Below are 16,927 nucleotides of genomic sequence, written 5' to 3'. Positions count from 1 at the left end.
GCGGCCCGATCAACACCGCGGCTGGAAGCGCGCATCGAACCCGTGTACTGTGTAGAGAAGGAGCATTATGAGCACAATTCGATCTAAGCTCTCGCGAAAACAATGGCTCATTATCGGCCTGACGGCGCTATTAGCCATCACCATTCCCGTCCTCGCCCTGCTATTCGACGTGACTGCGTCCAATGCCTTTGTCGACGTCAAGGGCGCCCTCTTCTGGCGCACCAGCCAAAAGGGCGCCGGCAGCGGCAATCTTGACGCCTTCCTGCGCGTTCAGGCGCAGGGCAATAACACGACCGAACAGGGGTATAACACCGACGGCGCGTTAGAATTTGACGAGGGCGACCCCTTCACCCGCTCGCTGGAACTGACCGACATCCCTCAAGTGACGATCAACGGCGTCACCTATCGTGAGTTCGTGCTCGATCTCAACGAAACGCAGTCCAATGGCAACGAGACGATCTCGCTGGACGAGTTGCAATTGTTCACGGCGAACAGCGGCTCGCTGAGCGGCTACAATGCCGCCGGCCCCGATATCGCCGGGCAAACCACGCTCATCTATGACCTGGACGCCGGGAGCGACGATTCGGTGCTCTTGGTCGATTACGCCTCCGGCAGTGGATCGACTGACTACGTCGTCTACTTCCCTGACGCGCTCTTCGGCGGTGGGCCAGCCTGCGACTTCGGCGCTCCGTTCGGCGGCGTGGGACAGTGCAACACGTACGTCTATCTCTACAACTACTTCAGCAGCGTCAGCGACGGCCAGGAAGAGTGGGCAGTAGGCGCGACTGGCCCGGTAATCGCCAGCCCGACACCGACCAACACCAATACGCCCACCAATACGCCTGTCACGCCGACGGACACGGCCACCAGCACACCGACCAACACGCCTGTCACGCCGACGGACACGGCCACCAGCACGCCGACCAACACGCCCGTCACGCCGACGGACACGGCCACCAGCACGCCGACCAACACGCCCGTCACGCCGACGGACACGGCCACCAGCACGCCAACCAATACGCCCGTCACGCCGACGGACACGGCCACCAGCACGCCGACCAACACGCCTGTCACGCCGACGGATACGGCAACACCCACCAAGACGGCGACACCTACCAAGACGCCAACGCCTACTAAGACGGCAACGCCGACCATGACACCGACGAACACGCCAACCAATACGCCCACGGTCACGGTGACGGCGACCGCCACCAACACGCCCACCGCCACGCCGACCAACACCCCCATCGCGGGCTTCTGCCCGGCCGGCGCGGGTGTGTATGAGCGCACCGACATCCTGGGTAAGGGCATGGGCAGCAATACCAACGGTGTGGTCACCGTCCGCGTCGACGTGCCCAACAGCGCCAATGTGCTCTCGCTCTACGGTCAGCTGGCCGGCAAGGACCAGCGGACGTGGAAGTATGCCCGCTTCCTGCGGCCCAATGGCACCTACATCAACGACCAGACGCTGGAAAGCCCGGCCTACCGCGACTATGCCGTCTTCTGGTTCGGCCAGCAGTTGACCGCGCCGACCCTGCCCTACTGGCGGGCCCGGCTCGTCGGCGCGCCGACCAATGCGCCGTTTGTCCAACGCGCCTTCGTGCTCTACCCGACCTACCGGACGACGCAGCAGTACGTGAATGTCTTTGAGAGGTTTGCCGACAGCAGCGAGAACCAGGTGTACTACCAGTGGATCCCGGCGCAGCAGCAAGTCCTCGAACTGCCCGCGCCGACGGCCGCGGTGAACCTGGTCATCACGGTGGCCGTAGTGGACAACGACAAGGACACCCGGCCCTTCGAGTTGACCATCACCGCCGGCGGCGTCAGCCAGACGGTGACGGCCAACGGCCCGACGAACGGCAACTTGCTGAACCTGGTCAAGGTGACGCTGCCCAACGTCCCGGCCGGCACGAACCAGGTGGTGCTCGACCTCGTTTCGCCCACCCCCAACGGGGACTCGGTGGCGATGATCGGCGCGACGGCCAACTACCTCTGCGCGCCGTAGTACTGTCCGCGGATAGGGCCTGACCGCCCAAATCCACTCAATCAGAAAAGCCGGGCCGCCTCGTGTGGCCCGGCTTTTTCATTAATTCAATCCGGGTTATCCGTTCCAGCCGTGGTTAATTCATTCCGCTCGCGGTAAGATCGCTCCATGAGCGAGAACACCGACCCGCAAGAACCTATCACCGGCGACACGCCGGTTGCCGGCGACACGCCGGTTGCCGGCGACGACCACCGCCGCCGCATGCGCCACGACTGGCAAAACCTGATGGATGACCTAATCGAGGACGGCCGCCAGCGCGGCCTGTTCAGCGATCTGGCCGGGCAAGGACGGCCGCTGGAACTGGAACAAAATGTCTACGAAGGCAGCGCCGCGCTGGCCAACAAGCTGCTGAAGGACAACGACCTGCGCCCCGTCTGGCTGGCGCAGCGCGCCGACGCCGCGGAGAAGATCGACGCCCTGCGCGCCGACGTGGCCCGTACCTGGAACCGCTACCGCACCGCCTTCCAGCACGCTCAGGGCGAGAGCCACCGCACCGCCCTCACGCTCGGCTGGGACGACGCCTGCCGCAAGTGGGAAGAGACCATCGTCAAGATCAACAAGGAGATCGACACCTACAACCTCAAGCGGCCGATGACCCAATTGGAGTTGTTCAAGCTCCGCCTGGCCGACGAACTGAAGCGCGTGGACGCGCCGCGCTACTTGCTCTAGCAACCCTTGTAGGGCGTTATTTGCCAGGCGCCCCACAAAGGCGCTAGCTTGTCCATATTTTTTACTCATCTTTTCAGATTATATTGACAAAATCTGTACAAAGCCGTATAATGCGGGCATTGTGAGTGGCATCATCGTCTGTGCGGCCTGCCCCCTTGATAACAAGCATGTACGATGGTATGGCAATCAGACAGAACGAGAGATGTATACAATGCCTGAATCACCTGAATTGATCGTGCACGTCAATCTGACCGGCCGTAACTGGGAGGCCTTCATCGATGGGCTTGAACCCATCGACGAAACCGATGGCGCCGCTCTGGCTTTTGCTACGGCGGCCGAGCCGTCGCTGGCCGGGCCGGCACCCATGGTCGAGCTTCGGGCTGAGCCGGACGACTCCGAGCCGCCGCTGGACGCTGACGGCGACCTGGCGGCCTTCGTGGACCTGGAAACCTACCTGGATGACTACGACCGGCGCAGTCTGGGCGACGGCTACGCGGCGCTGCACGCCAAGCATCAGCAGCGTCACGCCGCTCTGCGCGACGTGCCCGCCAATGACTTCCTGAACCGGTACATGCTGGAAACGAACCGCCAGCGCTTGCTTACGGCCGAGGAAGAGGCCGAACTGGCCTGCCAGATCGAAGCCGCCGCCGAGGCCCGCGCCCGGCTGGCCGAGGCGACTGGGCGCGAGCGGGCGGCGCTGGAGCGCCTGATCGAACAGGGCGACGCCGCCCGCGCCATGCTCATCCGTTCCAACACGCGCCTGGTTATCAGCATCGCCAAGCGCTACTACGGCCAGGGGCTTGACTTCCTCGACCTCATTCAGGAGGGCAACACCGGCCTGTTGGCCGCTGTCGAGAAGTACGACTATCGGCGCGGCACGCGCTTCAGCACCTATGCTACCTGGTGGATTCGGCAAGGCATTACCCGCGCTCTGGTCAACCATGGCCGCATGATCCGCATCCCCGCCCACCAAACCGGCAACGTACGCCGGCTGTACCGGATGATCCGCGACATCGAGCAAAAGCAGGGGCGGCAGCCGGACGTGATGGAGTTGGCCAAGCATACCGAACTGCCGCCGGAACAGGTGCAGTGGCTGCTCCAGATCACGCGCCCCCTGCTGGCGCTGGAACAGCCGGCCGGCGAAGACCAGGACGCGGAGTTGGGCGACTTCATCGAGGATCGCGAGGCGGAGCAGCCGCACGAGGCCGTGGCCGCCAAGCTGTTCGGCGAGCGGATGGGCGAGATCCTGTCGGAATTGACCCCCCGCGAGGCGGCCATCATCCGGCTGCGCTACGGCTTGCAGGGCAGCGATCCACACACGCTGAAAGAAGTGGGCGAGATCTTCAAGCTATCGCGCGAGCGTATCCGGCAGCTAGAGAAGACGGCCCTGAGCAAACTGCGCCGCAGTCCCCACCTGGGCGAGTACGCGCTGGCCATGAATTAAGAGGCTCACGCCAAGTTCGCCAAGGAAACCAAGAACGCCAAGAAGATTCAGAGATTCTTCCTGGCGTTCTTTGCTTCTTTGCGCTCTTGGCGTGAGCTTCTTACCCGTCGGCTGTCACCCGCCCCTCGCGCACGCGCAGCACCGTGGCCTGGGTCAGGAAGTCGGCCGGGAACATACCCGGATCGGTCGAGGTCAACAACGCCTGGGCCGCGCCGCGCCCACCCACCTGGGCCAGCACGTAGGCCAGCAGCGCGTTGCGCCGGTGCTGGTCCAGTTCCGCGCCCACCTCGTCCAGCAGCAAAATGGGCACGTCGGACGTGGCGGCCTTCATCCAGCCGATCTCGGCCAGCTTGAGGGCCAGAATGGCCGTGCGCACCTGGCCGCGCGAGCCGAACTGCCCCAGGTTGCGGGCGTTGACCAGGATGGCCCAGTCATCGCGGTGGGGGCCGACGGTGGACGCGCCGCGGGCCAGATCGGCCGCCCGCGCCGCGGTCAGTTCGGCGGCGAAACGCTCGGCGATGCGGCCAACGTCGGGGTCTTCTTGCAGCCGGTCGCCGTCGCGCAGAAGGTCGTCGGGCGTCTTGCGGCCGTTGCTGTACCAACCGGGCAGGTAACCCAGCCGCAGCGACTCCTTGCCGCCGATGAGGTCCTGGTAGTAGATGTCCTGCGCCTCGCGGGCCATCTCCGTCACGAAGGCCGCCCGGCGCTGGAAGACGCGGCTGCCGGGCTCGATCAGCTTGTCGGTCAGGACTTGCAGCACGTCGGCGCTGTTGCGCGTCTGCCCCTCGGCCATGCGCCGCAGCAGGGCGTTGCGCTGTTCCAGCACCTTGTTGTAGGCCGACAGGTCGCGGCAGTAGTCGGCGTCCACCTGGCACAGCGTCACGTTCAGGTAGCGCCGCCGGTTGGCCGGCGCGCCCGTCGCCAGCTCCACATCCTCCGGCAGGAAGAGCACCACGCGCAGATGGCCCAGCAAGTCCATCAACCGCACCTTGCGCCGGTTCACCAGCGCCTCGCGGCGAAAGGCGCTCTGACCGTTGCGCGCCCAGTCGCCGCGCTCCTCGACGATGAGGCGCATCTCCAGATGGCGCGGGCCGTCGGGCCGCAGCAGGTCGGCCACCAGCCGGCCGACGATCACCGGTTCATCTGACTGCATCGCGTCCCAGTTGAGCAACTGCTGATCCTGGCTGGCGTGGGGGGAGCGCGTCGTCGCCATCAGGTAGATGGCCTCCAGCAGGTTCGTCTTGCCCTGGGCGTTGTCGCCGTGCAGCAAAATGGCCCCGGCCGGCAGGTCAAGCTCCAGGCGAGTGTAGTTGCGAAAGTTAGTCAGCGATAGGCGGCGGACTTGCATGGAGGGATAAGTCTCTCACTTGTAGGGCAATTTGGCAAATCGCCCTTGCCACTCGCAATCTGAGAGTGTTTGCGGCCCCCCACCCTCCATGCTATGCTCACCCGGATGATCGAGGTACATGACGATCCGGGCCGCTCCCCTCTGCGCTGGCTGGCGACGCTGCTGCTGGTGGTCGCTCTGCCACTGGCGATTGGCTTCTTTCTGGCCGGGCGGGTTGTGCCCCGGCCGCAGGTGGGCATCCTGCGCCTCAGCTACGACATTAATAGCCTCTCCACCTACGAAGTCACCGAACAGCTCAAGCTGGCCCGCGAAAACCCGGCTATTAAGGCCGTCGTGCTGATCCTCAACAGCCCCGGCGGCTCGGCCGCTTACAGCGAAGAACTGTTCCTGGACGTGCTCAACACCCGCCACAAGTTGCCGGTGGTGGCCTCTGTGGATTTGCTGGCCGCCAGCGGGGCGTACTACATGGCCGCGGCGGCCGATGAGATCTACGCCAAGCCCACTTCCGGCGTCGGCAGCGTCGGCGTTATCGCCTCCCTGCCCGGCGACGTGTTCATTGAGGAGGACTTGCTGACCACCGGCCCTTACAAGGCGTTTGGCGGCACGCGCGACGGCACGGTGCGCCAGATCGAGCGGGCCAAGTTCGCCTTCCTCGACGCGGTGCGCGTCGGTCGCGGCGAGCGGCTGGCCATTGAGCCGGCGACGCTGTCGCGCGGCGAGTTGTACAGCGGCGTCCAGGCGCTCGACTATGGGCTGATCGACGGGCTGGCCGCCGGGGACGAGGCCATCCGGCGCGCCGCCGAATTGGCCGGTCTGCGCGACTACGAGACGGTCGAACTGTACCCACTGGCCTTCGACACCGACTTCATCCCCCTGCCGTTGGCCCGCTACCGGCCGCAGCCCATCGACGAGGCCAAACTGTGGGCCGCGCCGACCGACCTGGCCCCCGGCGTCTACTACCGTCACGTCGCGCCCGCCCCGGGCCAACCATAGAGGGCCGGGAAGCTGCCATGCGCAAAGCCACGCTCTACCTGGCCGTGTTCGTCCTGCTGTTGCTGCTGCCCGTCGGGGCGCGCTACTTCCAGTACTATCGCCCCTTCGCCCCACGGCCCGCCGCGCCGCCCGCCTATTCGGCCGCCGGCATTGCCGCCGTCCCCACCCCTGCTGCCGGCGAAACGTCGGTCGAGGTTGACGCCGTCGAACCCGTCCGCGCCGGTGGCAGCGCCGACGTGGCCGCGGTCGAAGCGACGCGGGCCGCGGTCGAAGCGACGCGCGGCATCGCCGTGCTCGACCAGGCCCACCGCAATCAGTTCACGGCCGAGGAGTTGGCGACGCTCGACGGCCTGCTGGCGGCGCGTGGCTTCCAGGTGCAGCCGGTGACCGAGGGCGATCTGGCCGCGGCGCTGCGCCCGGCCGGCGCGCTCATCGTCATCGCCCCGGTGGACGACTACTCGGCCGCCGACGTGCGCGCCGTGAGTGAGTTCGTGGCCCGCGGCGGGCGCGTCCTGCTCGTCGGCGACCCGACCCGCTACCACGTCGAGTTCGACGAGGAGGACATCTTCGCCCCGCCCGTGGTAGAGACGGCCCAGACGCCGCTCAACGCTCTCGCCAACCCGTTCGACATCACCTTCCGCGGCGACTACCTCTACAACACGGTCGAGAACGAGGGCAACTTCCGCAACATCCTGCTGGGCGAAGCGGGGCTGGCCGGCGGGCCGCTGACCGACGGGCTGAGCCGGCTGGCGCTCTACAGCAGCCACTCCCTGCTGCTGGGGCCGTCGGCCGCGCCGCTGCTGTCGGCCGATGACAACACGTGGTCGTCGGCCACCGACCGGCCCGGCGGCTTGACGCTGGCCGCCCTCAGCCCGCCCGGGAGCGACGGCGGCCAGGTGCTCGCCCTGGGCGACGTGCACTTTCTGACCGAGCCCTACATCACCGTCCACGACAACGCCGCCTTCGCCGGGCGCGTGGCCGACTTCCTGGCCGGCGGAACCCGAAACGCCGGCGTCCTGGCCGGCTTCCCCTACTTCTATGACTCCCCCGTCGATCTCGTCTACAGCGAAGCCCCCGAATTGGGGCCGGACGCCTTCGACGAGATCATCACCCTGCAAGCGGCCTTCCGCGAGGCGGGCCTGTCGCTCGCGCTGGCCGGCGAGCCAGCCGGCGACCACGACGCGCTCTACCTGGGACTCTATAACCAGGCCGGCGACGTGGCGGAACTGCTGGAGGTGGCCGGCGTCGAACTGGTCATCACCCCGGCCATCTCTGCGCCCGGCGACGAGACAGACGAGGAGGCCGGCGCGCCGGCCGGGACGCGCCTCATCCGCTCCGCTCTGGGCGATGTGCAGATGGCCGGCACGGCGCTCATCCTGCTGGGCGGCGACGAGGCGCGGCGACAGGTGGCCGTTCTGGCCGCCAGCAACGACGGGCTGGAGAGCGCTGTCGACCGCCTGCGCGCCGGCGACCTGTCCGGCTGCCTGCAACAGGATACGCTGGCCCTCTGCCCCACCGGCGTGGCCGGCGAGCCGGTCGAATACGCGCTGGACACCAGCGGCCCGGCCGACGCGCCGGCCGACCCGCAGCCGGAGGGCGAACCGCCGGCCGGCGACGACGACAACCGGCCCGGCGGCGAGCAAGCTCCCGCGGCCGATGTGGTGGATCAAGGCCCCATCGCCCTGGGCGAGACGCAGAGCGCCGAACTGGCCGCGGACGAGGCCCACGCCTGGACGTTCAACGGCGGCCCGGCCACCATCGACATTGTGGTCGATGCCGGCCAGAACGTCGATGCCGTCCTGGAACTGTACGCCCCCGACGATACGCTCGTCGGCAACGTCGATTCCACTTTTGCCGGCGGCCAGGAGGAGATGCGCGGCGTCGAGATCGCCGACGACGGCGACTACACCATCGTCGTGCGCGACTTCTTCAACGACGGCGGCGACTACGAGTTGAGCGTCACGGCTGGCGAGACGGGCGGCGGCGAGGAGGCGGGCCTCAACCGCATCTTCATCTTCGCCGATGACGACGGCGAGGCGCTGACCGACGGCTTCACCAGCGCGCCGCTGCTGGCCGACCTGCTGGAGGGCGACTACGACGTGACCATCTGGCTCGCCAGCGACGACGGCCCGCTGCCCGACGACGCCTTGCAAGGGATCGACCTGCTCATCTGGGAGTCGGGCGACTATCGCGACGAGGGCGGGCCGGTCAGCGACGACGTGGGTGTCATCGTGGACTACCTCAACGGCGGCGGCAACCTGTTCGTCAGCGGCCTCTCGCCGACCATCCTGGGCGCGGTGGACGTGGCCCCGCTGGCCGCCGCGGCCGTGGTGGACGGCGATCCAACGCTGAGCCGCGGCTTCGAGGAGGGGCAGATCATCGAGTTCGACGCGACGTATCGCGTGGCCCTGCCCAATGCGACCGACGTGGGGGCCAACGAGTTCGTCTTTCTGGAGCGCGCGCCGGGCGAAGAGGGCGAAGGCGCGGTGATCGGCATCGGCGGCGTGGACGCCGACAACGGCCAGCGCACCATTTTTCTGCTGGCCCCGCTCGCCGGCCTGCCCGACGAGGCGCGCGGCCAACTGGTGGCCAATATCATGGCCTGGTTTGAAGCGACATGAGTTTACAAGCACCCGATATCGTTTTTATCGTCCTGGACACGCAGCGGGCCGACCGGCTGGGCTGCTATGGCTATGAGCGGCCGCTGACGCCCAACCTGGATCGCTTCGCCGCCGGCGGGGCGCTGTTCGAGCACGCCGTCTCGCCCGCGCAGTGGACTATTCCCAGCCACGCCTCGCTGTTCACCGGCCAGTATCCCACGGCCCACGGCGTCACCCAGTCGGCCCACAGCCTGAACGCCGCCCGCCCTCACCTGGCGCAAAGCCTCCAGCGAATGGGCTACGAGACGGTTGGCTTCTGCAATAACCCGCTGGTGGGCGTGCTGAACAACGGCTTCAAGCGCGGCTTCGACGCCTTCTACAACTACGGCGGAGCCTTCCCCAGCGTGGCCCGCCACTCCAACCCGTGGCCCTGGCCGGCCAGCGTCGTCGCCGAGGCGTACACCCAGTTCCTCCAGCGCATCTCCTACCCCATCCAGAACTTCTTCGGCCAATCAGACCTGGCCTTTCGCGTCTCGCTCCACAGCGCCCTGACGCCCATCTGGTCGAAGATGGCCAACTTCAAGGGGCAGAACGAGCGCTCGGCGCAGGACGTAGTGCACTTACTGGACGAGCGCGAGGGGAGCGGGGCCGACCGGCCGCTGTTCCTGTTCCTGAACCTGATGGAGACCCACCTGCCCTTCTGGCCGCCGGGCGAGTTCGTCGATCAGGTGGCCCCCTACTTCCGCCACAGCAAGGAGGCCCGCGACGTACTGCGCGCCTGGAACCGCGAGGCGTACCGCTGGGCCGCGCCGTTGGCCGAGCCGCTGGGCGAACTGGAATCGCGCGTCCTCAACGATCTGTACGACGCCGAGGTCGCCTATCAGGATAGCTACCTCGGCCCGCTGTTCGACAGCCTGGCCCGGCGGGCGCGCGGGCGCGACACGCTGACGATCATCGTGGCCGACCACGGGGACGGCCTGGGCGACCACGGCTACTTCGGCCACGCCTTCGTCGCCTACGAGGAGCTGACCCACGTGCCGCTCATCCTCCATTGGCCGGGCCAGGTGGAGGCGGGCGCGCGTTCAGTCACGCCGGTCAGCACGCGGCGCGTCTATCACACCATCCTCGACGCGGCGGCGCGGACGCCGGCCGCGGCAGCCCATCTGGAGGAGACGCTGGCCGACGACGCGCCCCACGTGCGCCGGCTGGCGCTGCGCCACACGCTGAACGGCCGCGACCCGGAACAGCAGACGGCCTTCAGCGAGGTCTACCCGCCGCTCAACTTCGTCAAGGCCATCGAGTCGCGCCGGCCGGAACTGCTACACGCATTTCGCTGCCTGAGCACGCGACGGTCGGTCGTCAGGCCGTCGCCGGTTACGGACGGGGTGGAGCGCGCGCCGCTGAAGCTCATCCACGTGGACGACACGCCGGACGAGCTGTTTGACCTGGCCGCCGACCCAGGCGAACTGGACAATCTGCTCCACCGGCTGCCGGCCAACAGTGCCGCGCTGGATCGGGCGCTGGAGCAGATGGCGCAGCGCGTGGCCCGTGAGGCCGAGGCCCAGCCTACCGCCGCCCCCGCCCCCGACGCCGACCCCAGCAACGCCGACGAACTCCTCAAGCAGCGGTTGCGCGGGCTGGGCTATCTGGAATAAAATGAATTAACCACGGATGAACACGGATTTGACGGATGAACACGGATTGAACCCATGTTCAATCCGTAACATCCGTATTATCCGTGCCAATCCGTGTTGAATTTATTCTGTAATGGGTGAAACATGTTAGACGGAATCCAGATCGACCCGATCGCCTTTACCATTCCCATCGGCGACGGGTTCCCCATCTATTGGTACGGCATCATCGTGACGCTGGGCATCGCCCTGGGCGCCCTGTGGGGCGCGCGGGAGATCGCCAGGCGCGGCCAGAACGTCGATGAGTTCCTCAACGGCCTCATCATCGTCATCTTCAGCGGCTACCTCTTCGCCCGCCTGACCTACGTCACGCTGGAATCGTTCGCCGGGCGCGGCGACCAGTTCACCACCTTCCTGGATTTGATCAACATCCGCTCCGGCGGCATCAACATCCTAGGCGGCTTCATCGGCGCGGCCTTCGTCGGTTGGCTCTACCTGCGCTGGCGTAAGCTCAACTTCTGGCATTACGCCGACGTGGCCGGGCCGGCCATCCTGCTGGCCCAGGGACTCGGCCGCTGGGGCAACTTCATTAACCAGGAACTGTACGGCCCGCCAACCACGCTCCCGTGGGGCATCCTCATCGACGAGAACCACCGGCTGCCCCAGTTTACCGACCTGACCCAGTTTCCGCTGGACACCCGTTTCCATCCGACGTTCCTCTATGAGTCCATCTGGCTGCTGCTGGGCTTCGTCGTCCTGACGCTGCTGAACCGGCGCTTCCGGGACACGTGGCGGCCGGGCACGCTGTTTGGCGTCTTCCTCGTCTGGTGGGGCGCGGGGCGCGCCTTCCTGGAGTTCTTCCGTCCCGACCAGCCGACCATCGGCGGCTCGATCATCACCTACTCCTTCCTGCTGGCCGTCGCCCTGGCAGTGGCCGGGGTCTACGTGATCCTGAAGCGCAACGAGCGCATGCCGGAGATTTTCGGCCGCCGCCGTCGCCGCGTCCTGAAGCCGAAGCCGCGGCGGCAGAGTTAAACGGAGAAAGATGCGGGGGAGCAGGGGTGCAGGGGTGAAAGAGATTGCAACCGCAAGTTTTTTCTCCCCCGCCCCCCTTCTCCCCGGCCCCCCTGCTCTTCAACGGTTCACACCGGAGAGAGGTAATCATGCAATTCGCAGAGGAGTACGGCGACCTGGCGCTGACGTTCGACGACGTCTTACTCGCGCCGGGCTATTCGGCGGTGCTGCCGGCTGAGGTCAGCCTGCGCACCCGCCTGATCGGCGACATCTACCTCAACCTTCCCGTCATCTCCGCGGCCATGGACACCGTCACCGAAGCGCCCATGGCGATTGCCCTGGCCCGGCTGGGCGGCATCGGCGTCATCCACCGCAACCTGACCCCCGAAGAGCAGGCCGAGGAAGTGGACAAGGTCAAGCGCTCGGAGTCGGGCATGATCGTCGATCCGCTCACCCTGCGTCCCGACGCCACGCTGGCCGAGGCCGAGGCGCTGATGAGCCGCTACCACATCTCCGGCATCCCCATCACCGACGCCGACGGCCGGTTGGTAGGCATCCTGACCAACCGCGACACCCGCTTCGTCTCGCCCGGCCCCCAACCCATCGCCGACTACATGACCGGCGAGAACCTCATCACCGCGCCGGTCGGCACCAGTTTGGACGAGGCCAAGACCATCCTGCACCGCCACCGCATCGAGAAATTGCCGCTGGTGGACGGCGACGGCCGGTTGAAGGGGCTGATCACGGTCAAGGACATCCTCAAAAAGATCGACTACCCGAACGCGGCCAGTGACGAGCGCGGCCGGCTGCTGTGCGCCGCGGCCATCGGCGTGGGCGAGCAGGCGCTGGCCCGGCTCGACATGCTGGTGGAGGCCGGCGTCGACGCGGCGGCCATCGACACCGCCCACGGCCACACCCGGCTGGTGCTGGAGACCGTCGCCGCGGCCAAGCGCCGCCACCCGCGCCTGCCCATCATCGCCGGCAACGTGGCCGGCGGCGAGGGGGCGCGGGAGCTAATCGCCGCCGGCGCGGGGGCGATCAAGGTCGGCATCGGCGCGGGCTCCATCTGCACCACACGCATCGTGGCCGGGGCGGGCGTGCCGCAGATTTCGGCCATCGCCGCCGCGGCCGCCGTGTGCCGCGAGCAGGCCGTCCCGCTCATCGCCGACGGTGGCGTCAAGTACAGCGGCGATATCGTGAAGGCGCTGGCCGCCGGGGCCGACGCGGTCATGCTCGGCTCGATGCTGGCCGGGCTGGAAGAGAGTCCGGGCGACATCGTCCTCTACGAGGGGCGGCGCTACAAGGTCTACCGCGGCATGGGCAGCATGGGCGCGATGCAGGGGTATGGGGCCGATCGCTACGGTTCCGGCGTCACGTCGCCTGTTGGCGGCCCGGCCGGCGGCCAGGTGCGCGACAAGCTCGTCCCGGAGGGCGTCGAGGGGCAGGTTCCCTACAAGGGGCAGTTGCGCGACGTGGTCTACCAGATGATGGGCGGTGTGCGCTCCGGCATGGGCTACGTCGGCGCGTGCGACCTGGTGGAGTTGCGCGCCAAAGCCCGCTTCGTGCGCATCACCAACGCTGGCCTGCTGGAAAGCCACCCACACGGCATCCTCATCACGAAGGAAGCGCCTAATTATCAGGCGAGGAGATAAGAGGCTCACGCAAAGAACGCAAAGAAGCAAAGGACGCCAAGAAGAAATGGCTTCTCTTCGTTGGCGCGCTTTGCTTCTTTGCGTTCTTTGCGTGAGCTCTTCCAGACTTCCATGAACAAAGGCATCGTCTACGCCATTGGCACCTACATCCTATGGGGTGTGATGCCGATTTACTGGAAGGCGCTTCACGACGTACCCTCGTCGCAGATTGTGGCCCACCGAATTGTCTGGTCGCTGGTTTTCGTCGGTCTGGTGCTGACCGCGCGCCGCAACTGGAGTTGGCTGGGCAAAGCCATCCGCCAACCGCGCGTTGTGTTGACCTTCGCTCTGTCTGGCACACTGCTGACCGTTAACTGGCTGACCTACATTTGGGGCGTCAACGCCGGCTTCATCGTCGAGACCAGTCTGGGCTACTTCATCAATCCGCTGATCAACGTGCTCTTGGGCTACGTTTTCCTGAAGGAACGACTGCGCCCGGTGCAGTGGGGCGCGCTGGCCGTCGCTTTGGCCGGGGTGCTCTACCTGACCTTCAGTTACGGCGCGTTCCCCTGGATCGCCCTGACGTTGGCCTTTAGCTTCGGCCTCTATGGCTTGATGCGCAAGACGGCGGCGCTCAACTCGGCCGAGGGGCTATTTCTGGAGACGGCCTTTCTGTCCCTGCCGGCGCTGGGCTTCCTGCTGTTGCAGGAGAACCGTGGCGCGGGCGCGCTGGGCCACACCGGGGCGACCACGGCGCTGCTACTGGCCGGCGCGGGCGTGGTGACGTCCGTCCCACTGCTCCTCTTCGCCGCCGGGGCGCGGCGCATCACCCTGACCACGCTCGGCCTGCTCCAGTACATCGCACCCACGCTCCAGTTTCTCATCGGCGTGCTCATCTATGGCGAGGAGTTCGGCCCGGCGCGGGTGGTGGGGTTCGGGTTGATCTGGCTGGCGCTGATCCTGTATACCGGGGAGAGTTTGTGGCGGCGGCGGATGACGCCGGAGATGGCCCGCTGATAAGAAATGGGACGCAGATGACACTGATTTCTCGCTGATTTTCGCGGAAGTGCCTACACTTGCTTATCGGCGAAAATCAGCGTCCATATCAGCGCTATCAGCGTGCTATTCTTTATCATGACTGAATTCGACCATCGAACTTACCTCTCCCCCCTCACCTGGCGCTACGGCTCCCAGGAAATGCGCCACCTCTGGTCGGAACTACACAAGCGGCGGCTGATGCGCCGGGTCTGGGTGGCCCTGGCCGCGGCCCAGCACGTCGCCGGGCTGGTCACGGCCGAACAACTGGCCGACCTGGAAGCCCACGCCGACGACGTGGACATCGAGCGCGCCCTGCAGATCGAGAAGGAGACGCGCCACGACGTGATGGCCGAAATCCGCGCCTACGCCGAGCAGTGCCCCGTCGGCGGCGGCATCATCCACTGGGGAGCCACTAGCGCCGACATCACCGACAACGTGGACGCGCTGCGCCAGCGCGAGGCGGCCCGGCTGCTGGCCGAGGAGTTGCGCCGGCTGCTGCTGGCCTTCGCCCGGCGTATCGAGGAGACGGCCGACCTGCCCATCATGGCCCACACTCACATCCAGCCGGCCGAGCCAACCACGCTCGGCTACCGTCTGGCGATGTACGCCCAGGACTTGCTGGAAGACGAAAAGCAACTGGCCGCCCTCATCGCCGACCTGCGCGGCAAGGGGCTGAAGGGCGCGGTCGGCACGCAGGCGGGTTACGGCGAGCTGCTGGGCGAGTGTGATATGACCGCCGAGCAGATGGAAGCGCTGGCCATGGCCCGGCTCGACCTGCCCTACTTCCCCATCGCCGGGCAGACCTACACCCGCCAGCAAGACCTGCGCGTGCAGAGCGTGCTGGCCGGCATCGCCTCCAGTTTACATAAGTTCGCGCTCGACTTCCGCGTGCTCCAATCGCCCCCCTTCGGCGAGTGGGCCGAGCCGTTCGGCCGGCGGCAGGTCGGCTCGTCAGCCATGCCCTTCAAGCGCAACCCCATCAACGCCGAAAACCTGTGCTCGCTGGCCCGCTTTGTGGCAGCGCAGACAGCCGTAGCCTGGGACAACGCCAGCCAGGCCATCCTGGAGCGCAGTCTGGATGACAGCGCCAACCGTCGCCTCTTCCAGCCGGAGAGCTTCCTGGCCGTAGACGAGATGTTGCGGCGGGCGGCGGCGCTGGTAGAGGGGATGATCTTCGACCGCGAGCAGATGGCCCGCAACCTGGCCCGCTACGGCCCTTTCGCGGCCACCGAGCGGGTGCTCATGGCGGTCGTCAGGGCCGGGGCCGACCGGCAGGAGGCGCACGAGTGGCTGCGCGAGGCCAGCTTGAGCGCCTGGGCAGCCGTCCGGCAGGAGGCGGCCAACCCGCTGGCCGATCTACTGGCCGCCGACGCGCGTCTCACTGCCTACCTGTCGCCGGATGAGGTGCGGGGGTTGATGGACGCGGGGGGGTATGTGGGGACGGCGGCGGGGCGGGCGCGGGCGCTGGCTCAGGCAATTTCCCGACGAAGCGCGTCCGCTTAAGCTGGCCCTCGACGCGATCAGCCGTTCCGCTTCGACACAAGAGTGCCGGCCAGACGGTCGTAGAGCGTCTGCCGGCTCGCGCTTAGCCACAGACTGACTACATTCGCTCCCACCAGGACCCAGACGAGGATAAAGCCTGCGTTATAAGGCCACGACTGCGATGGATCGGTTGCAAAGCGCACCTGCCAGATGCAAGTATGGGCCAATTCCCAGGGGATGAACTTGAGTACACTGCGTGCGAAAGAGCGCGCGAGGCTTAGCCGCTGGCCGCGACTATCTGTCACGACAAGCTTCAGTCGCCTCTTACCCGGCGTCGCCTGCCATGATGAAGCCTCAAACAGGGCAAAATACAACGTGATCGGTAGGGTCAGAGTGAGGATGACGGTCAACTGGCTGGAAACGCGGTCGTCGAACAGTCTGGCAACGAGGGCGGGCGCAATCCGCGCCAAAACGATGCTGGCAACGGTGAGCACGATTAGATAGGCCGCCATCACCAGGTAATCCAGGGCGAAGGCCAACAGGCGCGGGCGGAGTCCGGCGGGAGCCAACGACACCTCTACCACGTTGTCCATGCTCTACTAGTCGCATCCCTCTCAGGTGCGACCCACTTTCTGAAGTGGCCACTTCAGAAAGTGGGTTGCACCTACGTATCGCCGGCGAGCGTATACGCGAACTCGTAGTAGTGGTCATCCCCCTCGATCCGAATGACCATCTCCCCCGCCAGCCCGGCTAACTGGTCGCTGCCGGAGTCGGGCACGACGGCGACGGTCAGCCGCCCCTCGCCGCGCGCCATGACGCCGGTGTGCTGAAGGGTGAAGCCGCCGCGCCGGCCATGGAGCACGCCGCTGACCCGCTCCAGGGCCACGTAGGCGGCCGAGCCAGCCACGTCGGTACGGGCGCTGAGCATCTCGCCGGCGCTGGTCGCTTCCAGATCGCCGTGGAATTGCTTGTCGATGGTCAACCGGCCCAGGCCGAGATCGTCGGCCGCCGGTTGGGGGGTGAGCTTGACGTC

The 16,927-nt window shown here is 66.6% G+C and carries 13 protein-coding genes; 10 read left to right on the top strand and 3 right to left on the bottom strand.

Annotated elements, in window-relative coordinates:
- Nucleotides 1-67 precede the first annotated feature (67 nt).
- From ACE3UY_RS18040 to ACE3UY_RS18030, 3 genes are all read left to right on the top strand, one after another.
- Nucleotides 68-2,005: a hypothetical protein gene (locus ACE3UY_RS18040; protein ID WP_374688876.1), complete on the top strand. Its 1,938-nt coding sequence runs from the start codon at nt 68-70 to the stop codon at nt 2,003-2,005.
- 147 nt (nt 2,006-2,152) lie between these two features.
- Nucleotides 2,153-2,713, top strand: coding sequence for a DnaJ family domain-containing protein (locus ACE3UY_RS18035; protein ID WP_374688875.1), 561 nt, complete (start codon nt 2,153-2,155; stop codon nt 2,711-2,713).
- A gap of 211 nt (nt 2,714-2,924) precedes the next feature.
- The gene (locus ACE3UY_RS18030) at nt 2,925-4,157 is read left to right on the top strand and encodes an RNA polymerase sigma factor RpoD/SigA (RefSeq protein ID WP_374688874.1); all 1,233 of its coding nucleotides are present in this window, start codon (nt 2,925-2,927) and stop codon (nt 4,155-4,157) included.
- A 100-nt stretch (nt 4,158-4,257) separates the two neighbouring features.
- Here ACE3UY_RS18030 and recF read toward each other — a convergent pair whose 3' ends face one another.
- Nucleotides 4,258-5,505 carry a DNA replication/repair protein RecF gene (gene recF, locus ACE3UY_RS18025; RefSeq protein ID WP_374688873.1) on the bottom strand — a complete coding sequence of 416 codons (1,248 nt, stop codon included), beginning with the start codon at nt 5,503-5,505 and terminating at the stop codon, nt 4,258-4,260.
- 105 nt (nt 5,506-5,610) lie between these two features.
- On the opposite strand from recF, the gene ACE3UY_RS18020 reads away from it, so the two are divergent.
- The 7 genes from ACE3UY_RS18020 to purB all read left to right on the top strand — a co-directional run bounded on the left by ACE3UY_RS18020 (nt 5,611) and on the right by purB (nt 15,915).
- On the top strand, nt 5,611-6,498 hold the full coding sequence (locus ACE3UY_RS18020; RefSeq protein ID WP_374688872.1) for a S49 family peptidase: 888 nt from the start codon (nt 5,611-5,613) through the stop codon (nt 6,496-6,498).
- 17 nt (nt 6,499-6,515) lie between these two features.
- Nucleotides 6,516-9,119: a DUF4350 domain-containing protein gene (locus ACE3UY_RS18015; protein ID WP_374688871.1), complete on the top strand. Its 2,604-nt coding sequence runs from the start codon at nt 6,516-6,518 to the stop codon at nt 9,117-9,119.
- The gene (locus ACE3UY_RS18010) at nt 9,116-10,753 is read left to right on the top strand and encodes a sulfatase (protein ID WP_374688870.1); all 1,638 of its coding nucleotides are present in this window, start codon (nt 9,116-9,118) and stop codon (nt 10,751-10,753) included. The genes ACE3UY_RS18015 and ACE3UY_RS18010 overlap by 4 nt, the downstream gene beginning before the upstream one ends.
- Before the next feature lie 123 nt (nt 10,754-10,876).
- Nucleotides 10,877-11,764, top strand: coding sequence for a prolipoprotein diacylglyceryl transferase (gene lgt / locus ACE3UY_RS18005; RefSeq protein WP_374688869.1), 888 nt, complete (start codon nt 10,877-10,879; stop codon nt 11,762-11,764).
- Between the two features lie 128 nt (nt 11,765-11,892).
- Nucleotides 11,893-13,395, top strand: coding sequence for an IMP dehydrogenase (guaB, locus tag ACE3UY_RS18000; RefSeq protein ID WP_374688868.1), 1,503 nt, complete (start codon nt 11,893-11,895; stop codon nt 13,393-13,395).
- A gap of 111 nt (nt 13,396-13,506) precedes the next feature.
- Complete coding sequence (gene rarD, locus ACE3UY_RS17995) at nt 13,507-14,391, top strand: EamA family transporter RarD (protein ID WP_374688867.1); 885 nt, start codon at nt 13,507-13,509, stop codon at nt 14,389-14,391.
- Nucleotides 14,392-14,508: 117 nt separating this feature from the next.
- Nucleotides 14,509-15,915, top strand: a complete 1,407-nt coding sequence (gene purB / locus ACE3UY_RS17990) for an adenylosuccinate lyase (protein WP_374688866.1) — start codon at nt 14,509-14,511, stop codon at nt 15,913-15,915.
- Between the two features lie 17 nt (nt 15,916-15,932).
- On the opposite strand, the gene ACE3UY_RS17985 is transcribed toward purB, so the two are convergent.
- Entirely contained in the window at nt 15,933-16,487 is a 555-nt protein-coding gene (locus ACE3UY_RS17985; protein WP_374688865.1) for an RDD family protein, read from the bottom strand.
- 71 nt (nt 16,488-16,558) lie between these two features.
- Nucleotides 16,559-16,927 (bottom strand): DUF3224 domain-containing protein (locus ACE3UY_RS17980; protein ID WP_374688864.1); only part of this gene is annotated, 369 nt, incomplete at its 5' end.

Source organism: Promineifilum sp. (SeqCode) (genome assembly GCF_041918635.1).
Taxonomy (GTDB): Bacteria; Chloroflexota; Anaerolineae; order Promineifilales; family Promineifilaceae; genus Promineifilum.
This window is presented reverse-complemented; position numbering and strand designations above follow the sequence as displayed.

Excerpts from the sequence above, each read along its gene's own strand:
- ACE3UY_RS18040 (WP_374688876.1), top strand. The coding sequence starts at position 68 with ATGAGCACAATTCGATCTAAGCTCTCGCGAAAACAATGGCTCATTATC.
- ACE3UY_RS18035 (WP_374688875.1), top strand. The coding sequence starts at position 2,153 with ATGAGCGAGAACACCGACCCGCAAGAACCTATCACCGGCGACACGCCG.
- ACE3UY_RS18030 (WP_374688874.1), top strand. The coding sequence starts at position 2,925 with ATGCCTGAATCACCTGAATTGATCGTGCACGTCAATCTGACCGGCCGT.
- recF (WP_374688873.1), bottom strand. The coding sequence starts at position 5,505 with ATGCAAGTCCGCCGCCTATCGCTGACTAACTTTCGCAACTACACTCGC.
- ACE3UY_RS18020 (WP_374688872.1), top strand. The coding sequence starts at position 5,611 with ATGATCGAGGTACATGACGATCCGGGCCGCTCCCCTCTGCGCTGGCTG.
- ACE3UY_RS18015 (WP_374688871.1), top strand. The coding sequence starts at position 6,516 with ATGCGCAAAGCCACGCTCTACCTGGCCGTGTTCGTCCTGCTGTTGCTG.
- ACE3UY_RS18010 (WP_374688870.1), top strand. The coding sequence starts at position 9,116 with ATGAGTTTACAAGCACCCGATATCGTTTTTATCGTCCTGGACACGCAG.
- lgt (WP_374688869.1), top strand. The coding sequence starts at position 10,877 with ATGTTAGACGGAATCCAGATCGACCCGATCGCCTTTACCATTCCCATC.
- guaB (WP_374688868.1), top strand. The coding sequence starts at position 11,893 with ATGCAATTCGCAGAGGAGTACGGCGACCTGGCGCTGACGTTCGACGAC.
- rarD (WP_374688867.1), top strand. The coding sequence starts at position 13,507 with ATGAACAAAGGCATCGTCTACGCCATTGGCACCTACATCCTATGGGGT.
- purB (WP_374688866.1), top strand. The coding sequence starts at position 14,509 with ATGACTGAATTCGACCATCGAACTTACCTCTCCCCCCTCACCTGGCGC.
- ACE3UY_RS17985 (WP_374688865.1), bottom strand. The coding sequence starts at position 16,487 with ATGGACAACGTGGTAGAGGTGTCGTTGGCTCCCGCCGGACTCCGCCCG.